The sequence below is a fragment of the Pseudomonas sp. MWU13-2100 genome, assembly GCF_023242365.1.
GTDB lineage: Bacteria > Pseudomonadota > Gammaproteobacteria > Pseudomonadales > Pseudomonadaceae > Aquipseudomonas.
In genome coordinates this window covers 1-16,301 of sequence record NZ_JALLIX010000070.1, presented here as the reverse complement: position 1 = coordinate 16,301, position 16,301 = coordinate 1, and the positions used below count along the sequence as shown (strand labels likewise).

19 protein-coding genes, 1 tRNA gene and 4 pseudogenes are annotated in these 16,301 nt (G+C 56.9%); 15 read left to right on the top strand and 9 right to left on the bottom strand.

Annotation, left to right across the window (positions count from 1 at the left end; genetic code table 11):
• The coding region (locus M5B99_RS28795) for a hypothetical protein (RefSeq protein ID WP_248807320.1) at positions 1-293 on the top strand (293 nt) is incomplete at its 5' end.
• Positions 294-354: 61 nt separating this feature from the next.
• On the top strand, positions 355-1,494 hold the full coding sequence (locus M5B99_RS28790) for a lactonase family protein (protein ID WP_248807319.1): 1,140 nt from the start codon (positions 355-357) through the stop codon (positions 1,492-1,494).
• 45 nt (positions 1,495-1,539) lie between these two features.
• On the opposite strand, the gene M5B99_RS28785 is transcribed toward M5B99_RS28790, so the two are convergent.
• Together M5B99_RS28785 and M5B99_RS28780 are read right to left on the bottom strand one after the other, a co-directional pair.
• Positions 1,540-1,938: a DUF3224 domain-containing protein gene (locus M5B99_RS28785; RefSeq protein WP_248807318.1), complete on the bottom strand. Its 399-nt coding sequence runs from the start codon at positions 1,936-1,938 to the stop codon at positions 1,540-1,542.
• 176 nt (positions 1,939-2,114) lie between these two features.
• On the bottom strand, positions 2,115-2,486 hold the full coding sequence (locus tag M5B99_RS28780) for a hypothetical protein (RefSeq protein WP_263860666.1): 372 nt from the start codon (positions 2,484-2,486) through the stop codon (positions 2,115-2,117).
• Positions 2,487-2,894: 408 nt separating this feature from the next.
• On the opposite strand from M5B99_RS28780, the pseudogene M5B99_RS28775 reads away from it, so the two are divergent.
• From M5B99_RS28775 to M5B99_RS28755, 5 genes and pseudogenes are all read left to right on the top strand, one after another.
• Positions 2,895-3,077 (top strand): annotated as a pseudogene (locus tag M5B99_RS28775) (type II toxin-antitoxin system RelE/ParE family toxin); the annotation flags it as partial.
• 2 nt (positions 3,078-3,079) lie between these two features.
• On the top strand, positions 3,080-3,367 hold the full coding sequence (locus M5B99_RS28770) for a helix-turn-helix domain-containing protein (protein ID WP_248798184.1): 288 nt from the start codon (positions 3,080-3,082) through the stop codon (positions 3,365-3,367).
• 108 nt (positions 3,368-3,475) lie between these two features.
• Complete coding sequence (locus tag M5B99_RS28765) at positions 3,476-3,661, top strand: GNAT family N-acetyltransferase (RefSeq protein ID WP_248807317.1); 186 nt, start codon at positions 3,476-3,478, stop codon at positions 3,659-3,661.
• Between the two features lie 105 nt (positions 3,662-3,766).
• Positions 3,767-4,135: a VOC family protein gene (locus M5B99_RS28760; protein ID WP_248807316.1), complete on the top strand. Its 369-nt coding sequence runs from the start codon at positions 3,767-3,769 to the stop codon at positions 4,133-4,135.
• A 156-nt stretch (positions 4,136-4,291) separates the two neighbouring features.
• Positions 4,292-4,966: a polysaccharide lyase family 7 protein gene (locus M5B99_RS28755; protein ID WP_248807315.1), complete on the top strand. Its 675-nt coding sequence runs from the start codon at positions 4,292-4,294 to the stop codon at positions 4,964-4,966.
• Between the two features lie 700 nt (positions 4,967-5,666).
• Here M5B99_RS28755 and M5B99_RS28750 read toward each other — a convergent pair.
• On the bottom strand, positions 5,667-6,692 hold the full coding sequence (locus M5B99_RS28750) for a hypothetical protein (protein WP_248807314.1): 1,026 nt from the start codon (positions 6,690-6,692) through the stop codon (positions 5,667-5,669).
• Positions 6,693-6,922: 230 nt separating this feature from the next.
• Here M5B99_RS28750 and M5B99_RS28745 point away from each other — a divergent pair, with 230 nt between their 5' ends.
• Positions 6,923-7,270, top strand: coding sequence for a DUF2388 domain-containing protein (locus M5B99_RS28745; protein ID WP_248807322.1), 348 nt, complete (start codon positions 6,923-6,925; stop codon positions 7,268-7,270).
• Between the two features lie 211 nt (positions 7,271-7,481).
• Here M5B99_RS28745 and M5B99_RS28740 read toward each other — a convergent pair whose 3' ends face one another.
• Together M5B99_RS28740 and M5B99_RS28735 are read right to left on the bottom strand one after the other, a co-directional pair.
• Positions 7,482-7,937: a carboxypeptidase regulatory-like domain-containing protein gene (locus M5B99_RS28740; RefSeq protein ID WP_412548767.1), complete on the bottom strand. Its 456-nt coding sequence runs from the start codon at positions 7,935-7,937 to the stop codon at positions 7,482-7,484.
• Between the two features lie 191 nt (positions 7,938-8,128).
• Complete coding sequence (locus tag M5B99_RS28735) at positions 8,129-8,443, bottom strand: DUF6694 family lipoprotein (RefSeq protein WP_248798191.1); 315 nt, start codon at positions 8,441-8,443, stop codon at positions 8,129-8,131.
• 376 nt (positions 8,444-8,819) lie between these two features.
• Here M5B99_RS28735 and M5B99_RS28730 point away from each other — a divergent pair, with 376 nt between their 5' ends.
• The 6 genes and pseudogenes from M5B99_RS28730 to M5B99_RS28705 all read left to right on the top strand — a co-directional run.
• Positions 8,820-9,491: a hypothetical protein gene (locus tag M5B99_RS28730; RefSeq protein ID WP_248807313.1), complete on the top strand. Its 672-nt coding sequence runs from the start codon at positions 8,820-8,822 to the stop codon at positions 9,489-9,491.
• 21 nt (positions 9,492-9,512) lie between these two features.
• Positions 9,513-10,010, top strand: a complete 498-nt coding sequence (locus M5B99_RS28725; protein WP_248807312.1) for a PAAR domain-containing protein — start codon at positions 9,513-9,515, stop codon at positions 10,008-10,010.
• 4 nt (positions 10,011-10,014) lie between these two features.
• Positions 10,015-10,749 carry an alpha/beta hydrolase gene (locus M5B99_RS28720; protein ID WP_248807311.1) on the top strand — a complete coding sequence of 245 codons (735 nt, stop codon included), beginning with the start codon at positions 10,015-10,017 and terminating at the stop codon, positions 10,747-10,749.
• The gene (locus M5B99_RS28715; protein WP_248807310.1) at positions 10,746-11,261 is read left to right on the top strand and encodes a hypothetical protein; all 516 of its coding nucleotides are present in this window, start codon (positions 10,746-10,748) and stop codon (positions 11,259-11,261) included. The genes M5B99_RS28720 and M5B99_RS28715 overlap by 4 nt, the downstream gene beginning before the upstream one ends.
• Positions 11,262-11,300: 39 nt before the next feature.
• Complete coding sequence (locus M5B99_RS28710; RefSeq protein ID WP_248807309.1) at positions 11,301-11,636, top strand: hypothetical protein; 336 nt, start codon at positions 11,301-11,303, stop codon at positions 11,634-11,636.
• A 6-nt stretch (positions 11,637-11,642) separates the two neighbouring features.
• Positions 11,643-11,981, top strand: a pseudogene (locus M5B99_RS28705) (integrase); the annotation flags it as partial.
• A gap of 80 nt (positions 11,982-12,061) precedes the next feature.
• On the opposite strand, the gene M5B99_RS28700 reads toward M5B99_RS28705, so the two are convergent.
• From M5B99_RS28700 to M5B99_RS28685, 4 genes and pseudogenes are all read right to left on the bottom strand, one after another.
• Positions 12,062-12,135, bottom strand: a tRNA-Cys gene (locus tag M5B99_RS28700).
• A gap of 148 nt (positions 12,136-12,283) precedes the next feature.
• Positions 12,284-13,738: an FAD/NAD(P)-binding protein gene (locus M5B99_RS28695; RefSeq protein ID WP_248807308.1), complete on the bottom strand. Its 1,455-nt coding sequence runs from the start codon at positions 13,736-13,738 to the stop codon at positions 12,284-12,286.
• A 14-nt stretch (positions 13,739-13,752) separates the two neighbouring features.
• A pseudogene (locus M5B99_RS28690) lies at positions 13,753-14,029 on the bottom strand (ABC transporter ATP-binding protein); the annotation flags it as partial.
• A gap of 533 nt (positions 14,030-14,562) precedes the next feature.
• Positions 14,563-15,126, bottom strand: coding sequence for a helix-turn-helix domain-containing protein (locus M5B99_RS28685; protein ID WP_248798202.1), 564 nt, complete (start codon positions 15,124-15,126; stop codon positions 14,563-14,565).
• Here M5B99_RS28685 and M5B99_RS28680 point away from each other — a divergent pair.
• Positions 15,121-16,160: pseudogene (locus M5B99_RS28680) on the top strand (DMT family transporter). The gene M5B99_RS28685 and the pseudogene M5B99_RS28680 overlap by 6 nt on opposite strands.
• The last annotated feature ends 141 nt before the right edge of the window (positions 16,161-16,301 follow it).

Below are 16,301 nucleotides of genomic sequence, written 5' to 3'. Positions count from 1 at the left end.
CACGCGGGCTTTTTGCTGTCTGGCCGAAAGCGCTGGGGTGTATCCCTTTCCACCTGAAGGGCTCAGGTACCCGCCCATCCCAGCCCACCGCGTTCTGGCTGCAACGGAATGACCAGCCCCCGCTCCCAAAAGTGCAGATGCGGCAGGCGGTCCTGGGCAGGATCGGCGTGGTAACCGGAGCCGGAGTTGTTACAGACATCGATCCCGCGCAGGCGCTCAACGTGCTGGCGGTTTGCCCCCCCTTTGTAAACCGCCTACAGCCGAGGATTGACAAGGGAAGCATGACCGACTAACAATCAAGCCTAGTTGTACGACAACAGACAATCAAAACAACAATAAAAGAGCACCCTTCGAATGAATCGAGTCAAGATCCTGCAAGGCTTCGTCAGCGCCGCACTGTTGGCGACCGCCCCACTGACCTGGGCCAATACCTACGTCTACGTTTCCAACGCCAACGACGGTACGCTCAGCAGTTATGAACTGTCGGCAAAGGGGCAATTGCAGCCTCTGGCCACCACCGAAGCCGGAGCGGGCGTCATGCCCCTGGCGCTGAGTACCGACCACAGCAAGCTCTATGCGTCCATCCGCGCCAAACCCTATTCGGTGGCGACCTTCAGCATCAACCCCGCCAATGGAGCCCTCAAGCACCTGAAAAACGCCAACGTTGCCGACAGCCTGGCCTACATCTCCACGGACAAGGCCGGTCACTACCTGTTCGGTGCGTCGTACGGCGAGGACCTGATCAGTGTCAATGCGATCGATGCCAAGGGTGTCGTGACCGATGATGTACGACAAGTTATCAAGACCGGCCCGAACGCCCACTCGATCATTGTCGATAAGACCAATCGCTTCGTGTACGCCGCCAACCTGGGTTCCGATCAGTACCTGGAGTTCAAATTCGACGCTGTCAGCGGCAAGCTCACGCCACTGGGCCATATCGACATGCCCAAGGGCAGTGGCCCGCGCCACCCGGTGATGTCCTCTGACAACCGCTTCCTCTACCTGCTCAGCGAGATGGCCGGCACCGTCACCACCTTTTCCGTCGACCCGAAGAGCGGACGCCTGAGCGCGCGCTCTGAGGTCAATGCAATCCCCGCCGACTCGGGGTTGGTCCGCGGCGTCGTGCGGCCGATGATCAAGCCTGGTCAACCGACCCCACCGCCGCTGGCGGCCAACTTGATCTGGGCGGCCGACATCAAGCTCACCCCCAACGGGCGCTTCCTCTACACCTCGGAACGCACCGGCAGCACGGTCAGTGCCTTTTCGGTAGACGGTAAAAGCGGCAAGCTGAGCTTCCTGCAGAACATCAAGGTCGAACAGCAACCACGGGGAATCACCGTCGACCCATCGGGAAAATGGCTGCTGGTTACCGGAGAGAAAAGCCCTGAAGTGGGGGTGTACGCCATCGATCCGCTACACGGCACGCTCACGCGCAATGCAAGCGCACCGTCCGGCAAGGGCGCGAACTGGGTGCAGGCGGTCAGCTATCCGTGAAGCATGAGGGAGAAGCACGACCACCCTCGCCTCTCCCGGCTGATGTCAGGACAGTGAGTAGTCAAACTGGTAGGAATGCTGACCCTCAACGATGGTGATCACCAGGCGACCGGCAAGCCCCACGAGATCCCCAGTAGCGGAATCTGGCACAACACTGATGGATTGTTCTGGCACGCCGCGAGTCATGGTGGAGCTGTGTTGCAATACAAAGCTGCCCTGACGACCATGAAGCGTGCCGGTGACCGTTTCCATCGCCACGTAGCCTGCAGAGCCCTGTACAGCGCTACGGAAAGAAAGCATTTCACCTTGGCTGGTAGCCACCAGGTCACCGTGAAATTCCTTGTCGAGGGACATGCGCCCAAGACCTGTCCCCACGGCAATATCGCTGAGGGGTTCGGGGTTCAGCTTAATGTCAAAAGAACCATTGGCTTGCGTGCTGCTCATGGCGTGCTCCTGAAAAAAATGGGTAACTTCCGTTGTATTTGACAGCCTGCAACTGGGCCACAACACGGGCGTCTGTGGAAAAGGGGCGAATCCTTTCGGTCACGTTCTTTGAGCCCGCCCCTCTTTCCTAGCCGCCCAGCCTGCTGATCAGAGCATCAGCTACAACCTATAGCATCTCAATCCATCAGATGACTGTCCACGGCTGACGCTAGCTGATCAGACAGGGACGCTCCCGCAAGCAGGGCATCCACCACCGCCCGCGCCACCTCCACAGAATGCAGCATGCCCCAGAACAACGCCCGTTCGACGGGGTTGGTGTGCAGGCTGATTTCATCGCCATTGAGTTCCGCTGTTTCGAGCAGATTGGAAACGTAGGTCAGGGCGTCCTGGGCATTGATACCAGGTTGGATGGCAAACAGTGTGGGTTTGTAGGGGGCTTCGGGAGTGACGGGTTTGGAGCAGGTGAACGCGAGGGTATCGAGCAAACGGGACGTGTCTGCCGAGGCCTCCTCTGTTCCGTTGGAAGGAACATCAGAGATCTTACGCAAGTAGATGTCTTTGTCGGTGGTGCTGAGCGCGCTGCGGACCGCAGACGAATCGGGAGTGATTTTTTTGGTCACGATAAAGCTCCTCGGTTACGAAAAGGAACTCTGTTATTCCGGGCTGCAAAACCCGTATCGCTGAATTGGCAGCGACACTTGAACAGTAGCCCTGACGTTTGGCGCACGCAATATTCTCCCATGCCTGAAACGCGTGGGAAATATCAGTTTTTTTAGAAGGTTATTCCCGTGTTAATGGGGCAACTGCTGAGCTGCACCTTAGGAACAAGAAACCGCCTGGATCAGGCTAACCAAAGCTACCTGACCATCAATGAGCGGCAGGCGGGACGAAGCACTTTTTCGTACCTAGGCCTGCAGTAAGCAAGAGCTCTGAACAGCGCTACTGCCTAACCGGAAATCAGGAAAATCCGCGTGGCTGCCAAAGGCCATGGTAAAAGGGGCGGTGCTCGAGTGATCTACTACCACTTTGTCTCAGCATCACAGATAGCAATGCTGATGATCTACCCCAAGAATGAGCAGCAAGACCTGACCGTCGACGAACGCAAGGCGTTGAAAGCAGTCATTGAACAATGGAGATGACCATGAGCAAATTCTTTGATGAGCTGATGGAAAGCGTGCAGCAAATGGACGAAATCGTGCGTGGTGAGCGTCAGCCCTCCCGTGAATTTACTGTCGACGCCTTGCAGATCAAAGAGATTCGCAAGGCTACCGGACTGAGTCAGGCCAAGTTCGCCGCGATGATCGATGTTCAGTTGGGTACCCTACGTAACTGGGAGCAAGGCCGACGTGAGCCCACTGGTCCAGCCAAGGCACTTTTGAGGGCCATTCACAACGATCCTGTACATGTGCTCAACGCATTGGCGCTTTGACTGAGCCCTTGTCAGCCCCCTATATCGGAAGGAGCTGATCTGCAAGCGAGCCATCCAAACCTCAGGGAAAAATGGGGAGGCCGTGCCAATGGAGAACTTAAACACCTGATGCTCAAGCATGCCTTTCAGTGGGTCGACACCGTCTGGTTCCACGTCGCCAGTCAAAATATTCGCTCGCAGCGGGCAATGGAGAAGATCGGTGGGAAGCTCTCCCATAAATTAATAAAACAGCTAACTATAGGCCCGCAAGAAAACCTTTTCTATAAAATTGAGCGCGCAACCTTTGAGGGTTGACATTCAACTACTCGCTGCTTTTCTGTTTTTTGGCAAAACGCTACTGTCAGAAACTGACAGAGGCCTGACGTAGAGTGAGGCCTCTCATTTCTGCCAGGTCAAATCATGAAGTTCTCGTCTGTTCGCCTCGTAACCCATCAATTTGAACAACTCGTCCAATTTTATCAAAATCTCTCGACCCTCGAGCCCAGGCATCTGGCTGATGGATTCGCCGAAATTCACTTCGACGGAGTAGTCCTGGCGATAAGCGATGAACGTTTGATCCGCCTTCATAATGATGGATTGGCCGTCGCAGCCAACAATCGCTCGGCAATCCTTGAATTTCAAGTAGATGATGTCGAGGCCGTGCAACTTCGGATCAGTGGCGCGGACATTGTGATGCCAATAACGGTAATGCCATGGGGCAATACCTCCCTCCTGCTCCGTGACCCAGATGAAAACCTGGTAAATATCTTTTCAAAACCTTCAAGTTGATCCCAAAGGCTGGCCGCTTGGACGCGGTGAGAATCAAGGAGGTTGAGAGGCTCTACGCCGCCTCTCAACCAACTCTGATGCGGACAAAACTGTGGTCTATAATCGCTCTTCAGCAGGACGCTACCCTCTTCACTCCCCATGACAAGGACGACAATCATGACTGTAGATATCAGTCACTTCGACATTGCCACCCCGTTGCCGACATCCGCTACCAACCCGGTAGCACTTGAGTTGAACGGCACCAAGGCTCTGGAAGAGTGCCCTACCGTAATCATCCGGCTGCCCGATGGATCTATTCAGCTCACGGCCCCCACCAAGGGCGCATCGAGCAAAAGCACACATCGAACGCGCTGCGAATGGAAAGAGTCGATTTACTGGACCCTGCTTAGCGCCGTCCACCATTGGAACCGGCAAGAGATGACACTGGTGAAGGTAAATTCAGCCCAGAAGGTAGTGGTTTCACAGATGCACGTTCAGGACGATGTAGACCCGGCAATCAAGGTGTTCTGGGAGAAAGGTTCGCTGACTTATGCGTTTCGAAAGGACTTCAACGGGGCCGATCCCACACCTGTATTTCTGCTGGGTAACGTTGCGTTAGGCGCGAAGTTCAAGGTGAGCATCCATAGCACGTCTGCTGGCGCTGTTGTCGTAAACGCCAGCATCGGCGCTCAGGCCGCCTCCTCTCCAACGCTTCAATTGGGAAGCTCCTGGCTGTTCAAATCCTTTGATTTCCATGGCGGCATTTACAATCAGATTGACTATACGGATGCCACGCCCACCACCGATGGCTCGATTTGCATTATCAGCCGGCTGTCCGTGACTCACGTTTAATCTGCACGCAGGCTCTTCGCGGTACTGGCGCCGTTGTCACTGCACTGACTATCGACAACGGCACCTGAGAGGTGAGGTGCCTAGCGTAAATCAGCACCTATCTAAAATAAAACGCTATATGAAAAATATCAAAAAATCTAATGACATATAACTGAGCGGTTATATTTTTCAGGCAGTAGTTAATGCTCATCACTTTCTGAGGGAACCAGAATGAGCAACTTTTCTGAAGAACTTAACACTATGCCTACGGGTGAATACCTTCGCATCTGGGGCAATTTCCTGGAGCCATGTCGCCCCAATGCATACAGGAAAACTGAGGAATGCAGACACTCAGGCCGGAAAAGCTTTTCTTGAATCGACGACCTACAGCGGCCAGATCAATGAAGTCCCCATAAGCGGAATTACCTCGATCCAAAGAGGTTACACAGGGTCTGGAGCGTCAGGGCCGGTGTGCGCTACAGCAGGGCGATGGACAGCACTCCCAAAGCACCCCGGGCAAAACCCGATTAACTCGCTTTGCACACTTTCGCCGCAACGGGATCGTTCAGAATGAACGAGTCCGGCGCGCCAGGCTTCAGGACCACGTACCCGCGCCGCCGCCACGAGGGACCAAATGTTTTATTGGTGCCAGGATATTTTAACCGGGTCAGCGCAGGCCGCAGCACCACAACCGCTTGATCCACATGGCTGCCCGGCAGTGTCACTGCGGGGTAATCACCAACCAGTCGATCACCCCGACCTCACTGTTGGCCTTGATGCTCACCGAAGCCTCAGCGCCGCGCCGCTGGAGGAGAGAGCGGCCCTGGGCGACTTGTTCACCCGTGCGCAGATTGACCGCGTCCTGTTCACCGGAAGGGCTGAACAGCCAGGCCCCACGGGCATCTCCCCGTACTCGCGTCCCCTTCGGATAACGCCAGTCCCCGAGCGTGGCGGGCTGCGCCAACTGCCCCTCCCAACGCTCGGGCCGAAGCTGTGGATCGAGGGTCATGCGCAAGGCGGCCAATTGAAGTCCATCGAGGGCAATGTCCAGGTTGTCCGCGTCCTCGGCCCTCAGCATCCAGCCCGAACCGGCGCCATGCAGCACCGTGCCCACCGGCCAGCTCACACCAGCGATACTCACGCCTGGAACCAGGTCGCATCCGAAAAAATGCCAGCGGCTTGGCCGGTACAGGTCCTCCATTTCCCGCTTGAAGTTCACCCAACTGCCAGCGACACAGTGCCAGCCTTGCACGAAGTGGTCTTGCTCCAGGTGGACACGGGAGTTGTCATAGTCCGGCGCAAAATCGATCGCCACCACTGGCAATCCCAGAACCTCTAGGGATGCGGGCAGCTCAATGGACTTCAAGCTTTCAAGACCGTGTGCCTGGGGCTTTCCGTCCCAACTCTGGGGTTCCAAGGTACCGATATGGGCCTGACTGCCCGCTGGAAAATCCAGCTCGCCCAGGTGCAGATCCGCCTGCAGTCGAGGGTTCAGCGCCTGTTGCCGGGCCTGCTGCTCATCATCGATACGCTGGAAGTCCCGCCACATCACTCCGCCCAGCCCGACAAACATCAGGGCCACCGCGATCAAGCACGCATAACGCCGAGGATTGCGCCGCAGATGACGGCGCGTCGGCGCGAACAGCAAGGCAGCCAGGACCCACAGCAACCCGATACCGCTCAGCGCGGCCAGCAATACCAGTAGGAAAATCAACAGAATGACGGACGGATCAGGACCGAAGATCATCGAAACCAGATGCTCACAGGGGCGGTATTGAAAGTGGACGCCACCTTACCATGGCCCAGAAAATGCGGAAAATGGCGGCTGATTTACGTTCACGTCCTTATCACAATGACGGAAAAATAAACCTTCCCTTTCACCCGTCCCCTTTCATCCTCAGGGAACTCCTAGCTGGCACCGCCCGTCCAAAAGTATATGGCAGGCCATTTAGGCTTCGTAGTTTTGGAGGACACGCCATGCGCCGTATATTCCTCATCCCGTTACTAACGCTTTGTCTGCCCTTTGGCTCGGCCATGGCTCACAGACCCGATATAGATGCGGGCGATGTTGCTACCTCAGCAGGGATTTCCGTGTCGCTTTACTCCACGTTGCGGGACCACAAGATCACGACCCCTGTCCGCGATGACGCCTCCAGCTTCATCGCCAGTGGAGGAGCGATTCGCGGTGCCTATCTGGAGTCAGAGCTGGATCAGATTCGATATGACCACCCTGGCCTCAAGGCGAGTGACGACGAGCTGGCCAATGCGATCCTCATTCAATATGAGATACCTGCTGGTCACCAGGACGTAGGTGCAAGTCGGTAGCAGGACTTCCCAGGAAGGAGTCAGGAAGGCCTATCTGGGCGGACGTGCGCGCTCCTGTCCGGCGGCTTTGGGCCGAAAACGAGTATTCGCCAAGCCAGACGAATCCCAAAACCCACAAAGCCCAGCCCGGGGCTGCATTGCAGCCTCGGGCTGGGCTTTTTTGCGAGCTATAACGCTTGAAGAAGTACCAATGACCTCCTGGCATCAGCGATTATGTCGCATCGCTCCAGTGGAGATTCAGATCACGAACAGCTCCGCCTTTGAGCTCAACGGTACTTCGTTGCTCCTGCCCATTACGAGTAGCGACGATGACATACTTTCCGGGTGACAATTCAGCGTAAACGATAGGGCCGACCTCATTCAGCCTCAGCAGCGCATGCCCTTGCATGTTCTGGATCGTCACGTTGATATCCGGCACATATTCATTGCCCGGACCGGTGGAGAAGGTCATATGCAGGTTGTATCCCTTGGCCTGCTGAATGGCCCTCGTTTCATCGAGACCGATACCGCCGGACAGGTAGGCGATTCCGTTTTGCTGTTGTTGTTCCAACTGCACCGCGGAGGGGTCTATCGGCTCGTTACTGACCGCCTGCCTTGCCGTGGCAGACAGGCCGGTCAACGCAGCCATGACGGCTGCCGATACCGCAAGTAAGCGCAAGGTTTTCATGATGACGACTCCCGGGCTCGTACAGAACCCATGCATGGATGCCACCACTGAGAGCTATGCCATATAACGGTGGCATCCCGATTTAAGTCTCCCCCTTGTACTGTTGATCCCCCAGGTTCGAAAAAGTTTATTTTCACGCATTGCCTGGCAGTGGCACCCGTGCCCTGCAGCGCCTTGATCTCCAGCCAGGCCTACTCCTTTTGTTTTTTCTCCCTTTCAACACGAATGTTGTTGGCCAATGCGTGCAATTCGGCCGCGGTCTTGCCGTTCATGCTCGAATCGATCTCCTGCTGCATGACGTCCGCCGACTTGTTCACAAGATCTATTTTGCTCAAGGTAATCAGCATCAGGTCGGCCGCGAACTGCTTCTTTTCCTCGGGAGAAAGCTTTTCAGCCACTTTTTTCGTGGACTCCTGCAACGTCGCCTCCGTTGTGGCATCGAGCCTGGGGTCCCCACAACCCGCCAACAGCACAGCCACCAGCCCAACGAGCAACATCCGTTTCATCTGATTTCATCCATAAAAAAACCGACTTTAGCAAAAGGCCACTACCCCGTCGCCTTTCAACAGGTGCGCTTATGATTTTAGGGATGCCCAGCGGCGGAGGCGGAACTGATTCCGCCCCTCCTCCGGCGTCCTGCCGAACGAACACAAATCAAACCTCCCCTCACCAACACAGATGAACTTGCGTCGCGAATGGGTCATCCACGCCAGATGCTCCACGCAGAGCTGTAACGCCAGGGCGGTATGGCCCACGTAATCGGCGGTCATTGACCGGATGCCAGCCAAAACGCTGTAAAGATTGTTGAGCCCGGCTTCTACTTAGGGCACTCTCCGCGACGCAAATTTACAAGGACCGTAAAATTTGATGCGATCTTCAGCCATGGACGTGCCTATCCCCTGCGCCTGCACACCCGATACCTTGCTTCATCCCAGCGGCCTGAAAACCTCATTGCGTCTTTATGGACTGGTTCGCATCGTCGGATTCAGCGACACGCCTGCGAGCACGCCGGTTGAAATTCTTTGCGCGGAGTCCGGCGAAGGGAAGGCAATTCGAGCCTTCGTTTCAAGGCTCGACGCTGAGTTGGTCGCCAGGTCAATACCTGACACGGACTTTCGTGTCATACCGCTGGCACAATTCGATCCCACTGGATTTATCCAACAACACCAGGGCTGGCTGACCGTCCACATCACCTGTGGTTTTACCTCACAGCGCGGCACGTTACGGTTGGTAAATGGTGACTTGTCGAGCCTGGGCTGGTTTGTCTATGCCCAGACCGGCCCGTGGGCACCTGGGCGATTCCTGCATTGGGGTGAGGAAGTCGCGCAGACACTGCTTGATGCCTACCGCAGCGTTGACATGCCCAATTACAACGCCTGGCTCAACCAGCTTGATGATTATTCCGCTCACGCCATGGATGACTGCACCGAGCTCGCCTGGCAAGCATTCAAGGTCTGCCGTCCGCCCCAAGAAAACCACCGAGCCATGTACAACCCTGTGGATGAATGCTGGCGATTTTCAGATGCCCCCATTGAGCTCTACTACCCCCTTTGAACACTTGAGAAGGACCTTCCCATGAGTGGCAAACCTGCTGCGCGCATCACCGACCCCACCGTGTGCCCAGTTTCGGGTCACGGCACCAATTCGCTGGTAAGCGGCTCATCCGATGTGATCTTCGAAGGCCTGGGTGCTGCCCGTCTGAATGACACCTCGGCGTGTGGAAGCGCGATTACCGGCGGTGTCTCTTCAACCGTATTTATCAATGGCTTCAATGCCGCCACCGTCGACAGCATCGGTGCCCATGGCAATACGGTGACGGCAGGCGCAAGCACTATCATTATCGGTGACGCCTTCGTGCCAGCCCCCTTCAGCGGCCTGTTGCCAATGCCAGTACACTTCAGCGACAAGATAAAACTGGTCGACGAAGCTACGGGTGAATCCATGCCAAACCATGCCTACGGTATTCAGCGCGCCGACGGCAGCATTGAACATGGGGTCAGTGATGCGTTGGGCTACACCCATGTAGTGAGCTCGCATCTGGCTGAAAGCGTCAAACTATTTTTGGAAGATTAAGAACATGGAAGCTGAGAAAATCATTTTGCCGAGTGGTAAGACAGCAAGTTTGGTGGCAACGCATACGTTGACGACAGTACATGATACGACGGTTAAGTCGGTACCTATCGCAGAGAAGAAGGCAATTGTATTTTTTATTGGTGGAGCTGGAGACCAAGAAAGCTACTATTTTCAAGGTGCCTTTCATAACATCGACAGCGCCAGAAACATTCTCGACACAAGAATCAGCGCGATGAAGCCCTTGTCGAAAAAATATACAAGCTGGCCAAAAAGCTATAACGCTGCGAGAGGATCTGGTAGTATCCAAACCAATTTTATTGCCAACATACCAAGTAAATTATGCCCGATTTACATAGTTGGGCACAGCCTTGGCGGATGGAATGGAGCACACCTATCTAGAATATTATCAGAGGCCGGCTACACCATTAAATTCTTGGTCACACTGGATCCTGTAGGAGAAGGATTTTGGGTGTGGATGGGGTCAGACATCTACAAGTCCGAAGCCTCCCCTATTGCCGAAACCTGGATCAATATTCGGGCAAGCTCAAGCAAGCCAGACACATCCGATGGCGTAGCAGAATTTGGAGGGCGCTGGATAATTACCAACGGTCCTACAACAAACAAAACAATGGATATTCATCACGCCTCCGCAGACTGGATGTTCATAGAACCCGTTCAAGGAACAAAGTCCGCTTGCGACCTTATATTTGATTCCATCAATGGTATTTTTGGCCAATGACCATATTTCGCAGCCTCATTTACGCATCGATACTTCTATGCACTGCCTGTGCAAAAACAGCAAGCATCCCGCCAGCCGACTTGGCGCTGTCATCTTTTGAACTCGGACCAAACAGTCTTTACACAATCACTTTCACCTCAAACATCAACCTACTGAAAGCGTTCAACATCTACGAAAATGCGAACCAGTTAACCCCCATGCTGACCTGTTCTCTAGACCATGACTTAGACTTCTCAGCAAATCACTCCATCAATGTAAAAGCCGAGGGCAGAGTAACCGCAAAGAGCGAAAGCAAAACTAGCTATGCCTTTATCACAGAGCTTATCTTTTATCACACCAACCTGGATGGAACCCAACTTGATCAGAATAGCTATAACGTGATCAAGCCACTAATTGCAACCAACATATTAATACCTTGTAAAGTTCGCATAACAGCATATGGATACAAAGCCTATTACACCAACACCTTACTCATCCCATCTGCTCTCATGATGGATCAGATGAGCAAATAATCCCCATCCATTCTACTGCGCAAGCATCGACATCTGGAAATGCTCAAAGGCGAGAGCGGGGGCGGATTTATTTTCACTTCCTTATCACAGTGTCGGAAAATAAAGCCTGAGTGGAATCTGGCCGTCGAAGCGCAGGCCGCCAAGATCATGCGCGTCGAGAAAGTCCGCCAGCTCAGCCAGCCATTTGATGCCCCTCAGTACGCCGAACAGTTCGTTGCGCTTACCAAAAAACACTGCAAGTGTCGGTCGCTCCGCATCAGGGCGAAATGCGTGATCACGGATGCCGAGGGCAATCCGATCATCAGCAAGAAGACCAAAGCACCGAAGATTGGCTGGATCGACTACGCGCCCGAGATGACCGTCCAGGTCGCCTGACCCGCCCTCAGCCTGTTCATTGACGGGCTTCTGGAGAGGAAGAATCTCGCTGGCATCAAAAACTCAATCCTCATAACAAATCAATCTGGTCTGCGCATGAGCTACCCCATGCTTCGGAACAGGTGGGATGAAGCAAGAGAAAAGGCGGCGATGACGGCCGCAGCCTCTGGTGATGACGAGCTGGCAGCAACTATCCGGCAATTCCAGTTCAGGGACATTCGGCCGAAAGCCGCCAGCGAGATTGAGGACATCGGCCACGCCAGCAGGCTGCTGGGACACTCGAAAGAAGAGATGACGAGGGAGGTTTACCGCCGCGTTGGCGAGATCGTGAACCCGACCAAATGACGCCGAGTTGCGGAAGCGATTGTAAATCTCAGGCAAAGAAAAAGCCCCGTAAACTGTTGATTTACGGGGCTTTTGAATAGTGGAGGCCGAGGTCGGAATCGAACCGGCGTAGATGGATTTGCAATCCACTGCATAACCATTTTGCTACTCGGCCTCAGGTCGAATCGAGCGCCCTTGCAAGACTGGCTTGCCGCAACTCCTTGATTCTACAGCGTTCGCGACGTTGCCGTCCGAGCTGATGGCGCGCATTATGTCCTAGTTGAATGACACTGGCAACCCCCTGAATTCTAATAATTTTTAGGTCAACCCCGGTCTTTCTGCACCGCCGTCAGCCGTGCCAGACGCGCCGCCAATGCCTTCGCCTGGCTGGCAACATCAGTCACCGCGGTGCTCTCCCACCACATGCCGCGCAACGGTGGCCCCATGGTGAACAGCCGCGTGGAGACAGCGCCCTCGGCATCCACCACCGCACCGCCGACATCCGCCGCAATCCCCAACGCCAGCGGCCCCGGCCGGATCAGTCGCCGCGCCAGTAATTGCTGCGGCAATGGGCGATCCACCCGGCGCCAGTCATATTCAATGCCCGTGGAGTTGATCAAGGCCGCTCCGGTGACCGTACGCGTCTGCGACTCCCCCCGTGGGCGGATGGAAATACTCACCTGCCCGTCCCGTGGCTCGTCCAGCCCCTTGAGCGACGCCGCCTCGATGGTCAACCGCCCTTCCTTGTACAAACGCTCCACCAGCTCGGCACTCAACGGCGGCGAACGGTGATGATGGCTCTCCCACCACGGCCGCACATGTCGGACAAACTGCCGACGCTGAACATCACTGGCCTGACTCCAGAGCCGTCCGATATGCGCCCGCACCGTGTCCAGCGGCGCCTGCCAGTCAATCCCGGCCTCCAACGCGAAGATGCATTGGCGACGCACCTCGCGCAACAACTGCCGTGGACTGCGAATACTCTGATCGGCGGCCAGGAAATCCACCCAGGTCGGTGGCTGACGCCGTACATGGGGCAACAGCCCGTGCCGGGAAATCACCCGGATCGGCCCACGATGCCCAGCCTGTTCCAATGAAACCACGGCATCGACCATGGTCAGCCCGGAACCGATGATCAGCACCGTCCCTTGCGGATCGATCCGCGACATGCTCGCCACATCCCAAGGGTCCACCGCCGCCGCGTTCAAGCCGCTGGATTGTTTCTGCCGGGTGCGCGCCGCCGGGAACATGCCGGTCGCCAGCACCGCACTGGCACCTTCCAGTTGCCGGCCATCGGCCAATGTCAGCAGCACCCCATTACTGTCGCTTTGCAGATCGACCACTTCACCCCGCACATGCTCGGCCGTCGAGCCCCAGGTCGCGCCCTGCTCGCGGGCTTCAGCCAGGCGCTGCTGGACATAAAGACCAAAGATCCCCCGGGGCATGAACAACTCGCTGACCGGCACATGCTGCTGGTCCGACTCCGGCCAACCACCGTCGGCGATATAAGCCTGCAACCACTGCGTCAGGTCATCGGCATTGTCCGGGTCGACGCTCATTCGCGCCGCGTTACCGTTCAACGTATGCCCCAGTTCCGTGGCGCTGTAGGCCTCGCCCCGGCCCAATTCGGCACGCGGCTCGATGATCAGGATCCGCCGCTGTCCCGGCAGGCGCAGCAACTGCACTGCCAGCATCGCACCGCTCAGGCCCCCGCCGACGATCAACACATCGGCAGCCGGGATGGCGTCTGTCGCCTGTTCGCTCGGGGTTTCACTCATTCTTCACGCTCTTGTCAGTGCTTGCCCAGGTAGCAGTCGTGCAAGTCACCCTGGTCAGCAATTCATCCGCCGTACCGCTGAGCACCACCCGGCCGGTGCCGAGCACATGGGCCCGGGTCGCGTACTTCAACGCTACATTAATGTTTTGCTCGGCAATCAGGAAGCTGACCTGCTGCTCAAGATTGAGCTGAACGACGATCTCGTAGATTTCCTGGACGATAATAGGCGCCAGGCCCATGGAAGGCTCGTCGAGCAAGACCAAAGTCGCGTCATCAAGGCCCGGCCAATGGCTGTCCTCTTCGCTCCACAACTGCGGCGGGGCAGTCGCTACGCGCCACAACACCAGCGGACGGGGCGCCTGGCCGTCGCCACTGAGGCCGGCGAAGGCGAGCACGCTTTGCCTCGGTGAGTCCGGCAGGCGTCCCGGTAGCTGATTGCCGATCAGCACCGCGGGGGCTGCATTCGCGGGCAAGCTCCGCTCCCACCTTTTTTTTGCGTCGTACATTAAAGCCGGGGCAACTCGAACCTTGTGGGAGCGGAGCTTGCCCGCGAAAGGGTCCTGAAATCACCACAAGAGCACTTGCCCCACTCCATATCAGGCCGACCGCAGGCTCTTCTCCAGCAACGCCGCCAGGTCCCGATACCTCGCCCCTGGATGGATATCCGCCGGCCTCGGCCACGCGCCGACAAGCCAGCTCCTACAGGTTTTGGCGCCTACCGATATTGTTGCGACAGAACCGAGATTTGTGGGAGCCGGCTTGCTGGCGATGACGTCCGACCAATCAATACAAGGCTTTCAGACCTCATCCCAAGCAAACTTGCCCCTACAACACCACGTTGCGGATAAAACGCGTCGCCACTTCGTCATCGTTGCGATAGCCATGGGGCTGGTTGCTGGGAAACATGAAGAACTCCCCTGCCGCTACCCGCCGCGGCTGCTCGCCGAGCATCACCGTCAGGCAGCCTTCGAACACGTAGATCTGCTCGCTCCAGCCGTCGCAATCCGGCTCCGAGTCATAGCGCTCGCCCGGTTCCAGGCGCCACTCCCAGAGCTCGACTTCGCGGCTGGCCATGGCCTTGGCCAGCAGCACCGCCTTGCTCCCCGGAATCACCCCGGCCCAGGCCAGTTCGTTGATCCGACTCGGGTCGCGGGCATCCGGCGCCTGGATCAAGTCGCTGAAAGCCACGCCCAACGCCTCGGCCACCCGGTCCAAAGTGGTCAGGCTGACATTCTTTTCCCCCGCTTCGATCGCCACCAGCATCCGCCGGCTGACCCCGGATTTTTCCGATAAGGCGCTCTGGCTCAACTGAGCCGCATGGCGCAGACGACGCACATTCAAGCTGACGTGTTGCAGCACCGAAGCCCGTTGCGAAGTTTCTTTGTGCACTATATTGCTCACTTGGTTGGTTTGCGCAGTATACTGCCCAGCTTCGGCGCATTGTGCGTCTCACCCGGATAGTGTGCAAGGCCATGACTGCGGCGAACTCCAACACCTCGTTTGCCTCGACCCTGCGGTTCAGCAAGGCCGAGTGCGTGCTGATCCTGATCACCATGGTCTGGGGCGGCACCTTCCTGCTGGTGCAGAACGCCATGACCGTCAGCGGCCCGATGTTCTTCGTCGGCCTGCGCTTTGCCGCGGCGGCGAGCATCGTCGCCCTGTTCTCGGCCCGCAGCCTGCGCGGTATCACCGCTTTCGAGCTGAAGGCGGGGTTCTTTATCGGCAGCGCGATCATGCTCGGCTACGGCCTGCAAACCGTCGGCCTGCAAAGCATTCCCAGCAGCCAGTCGGCGTTTATCACCGCGTTGTACGTGCCCTTTGTGCCACTGCTGCAATGGCTGGTGCTGGGCAAACGTCCGGGGCTGATGCCCAGTATCGGGATCATGCTGGCCTTTACCGGTTTGATGCTGTTGTCCGGGCCCAACGGTGCGAAGCTGAATTTCAGCTCCGGGGAGATCGCCACGGTGATCAGCGCCATCGCGATTGCCGCCGAGATCATCCTGATCAGCAACTATGCCGGCAAGGTCGATGTGCGCCGGGTGACCGTGGTGCAGTTGGCCACGGCGTCGATCCTGGCGTTTCTGATGATCGTGCCGACCCAGGAGGCGTTGCCGGAGTTTTCCTGGCTGCTGCTGGCCAGCGCGGTCGGCCTCGGCGCCGCCAGCGCGGCGATCCAGGTGGCGATGAACTGGGCGCAGCAGAGTGTTTCGCCGACCCGCGCCACCTTGATCTATGCCGGAGAGCCGGTCTGGGCGGGGATTGCCGGGCGCCTGGCCGGTGAGCGGTTGCCGGGGATCGCACTGCTGGGGGCGGCGTTGATCGTGGCGGCGGTGATCGTCAGTGAGTTGAAGACCAAGGGCAAGCAGCGGGTCGAGGCTGTTGAAGAGACTGCGGAAGCTGAAGGCCTGGATCCGAACAAATAGCTAGACCGCGTGATCGTTCTTCGCGGGCAAGCTCCGCTCCCACAGGTACTTGCACCGTACAGTCAAACCCGGGGCAACCCGAATCTTGTGGGAGCCGAGCTTGTCGGGACGTTCTTCACGGCGATGCGGCGTCCCGACAGA

Bases quoted from the DNA above. Each gene is read 5' to 3' on its own strand.
- M5B99_RS28790 (WP_248807319.1), top strand. From the start codon at position 355: ATGAATCGAGTCAAGATCCTGCAAGGCTTCGTCAGCGCCGCACTGTTG.
- M5B99_RS28785 (WP_248807318.1), bottom strand. From the start codon at position 1,938: ATGAGCAGCACGCAAGCCAATGGTTCTTTTGACATTAAGCTGAACCCC.
- M5B99_RS28770 (WP_248798184.1), top strand. From the start codon at position 3,080: ATGAGCAAATTCTTTGATGAGCTGATGGAAAGCGTGCAGCAAATGGAC.
- M5B99_RS28765 (WP_248807317.1), top strand. From the start codon at position 3,476: ATGCTCAAGCATGCCTTTCAGTGGGTCGACACCGTCTGGTTCCACGTC.
- M5B99_RS28760 (WP_248807316.1), top strand. From the start codon at position 3,767: ATGAAGTTCTCGTCTGTTCGCCTCGTAACCCATCAATTTGAACAACTC.
- M5B99_RS28755 (WP_248807315.1), top strand. From the start codon at position 4,292: ATGACTGTAGATATCAGTCACTTCGACATTGCCACCCCGTTGCCGACA.
- M5B99_RS28750 (WP_248807314.1), bottom strand. From the start codon at position 6,692: ATGATCTTCGGTCCTGATCCGTCCGTCATTCTGTTGATTTTCCTACTG.
- M5B99_RS28745 (WP_248807322.1), top strand. From the start codon at position 6,923: ATGCGCCGTATATTCCTCATCCCGTTACTAACGCTTTGTCTGCCCTTT.
- M5B99_RS28740 (WP_412548767.1), bottom strand. From the start codon at position 7,937: ATGAAAACCTTGCGCTTACTTGCGGTATCGGCAGCCGTCATGGCTGCG.
- M5B99_RS28735 (WP_248798191.1), bottom strand. From the start codon at position 8,443: ATGAAACGGATGTTGCTCGTTGGGCTGGTGGCTGTGCTGTTGGCGGGT.
- M5B99_RS28730 (WP_248807313.1), top strand. From the start codon at position 8,820: ATGGACGTGCCTATCCCCTGCGCCTGCACACCCGATACCTTGCTTCAT.
- M5B99_RS28725 (WP_248807312.1), top strand. From the start codon at position 9,513: ATGAGTGGCAAACCTGCTGCGCGCATCACCGACCCCACCGTGTGCCCA.
- M5B99_RS28720 (WP_248807311.1), top strand. From the start codon at position 10,015: ATGGAAGCTGAGAAAATCATTTTGCCGAGTGGTAAGACAGCAAGTTTG.
- M5B99_RS28715 (WP_248807310.1), top strand. From the start codon at position 10,746: ATGACCATATTTCGCAGCCTCATTTACGCATCGATACTTCTATGCACT.
- M5B99_RS28710 (WP_248807309.1), top strand. From the start codon at position 11,301: ATGCTCAAAGGCGAGAGCGGGGGCGGATTTATTTTCACTTCCTTATCA.
- M5B99_RS28695 (WP_248807308.1), bottom strand. From the start codon at position 13,738: ATGAGTGAAACCCCGAGCGAACAGGCGACAGACGCCATCCCGGCTGCC.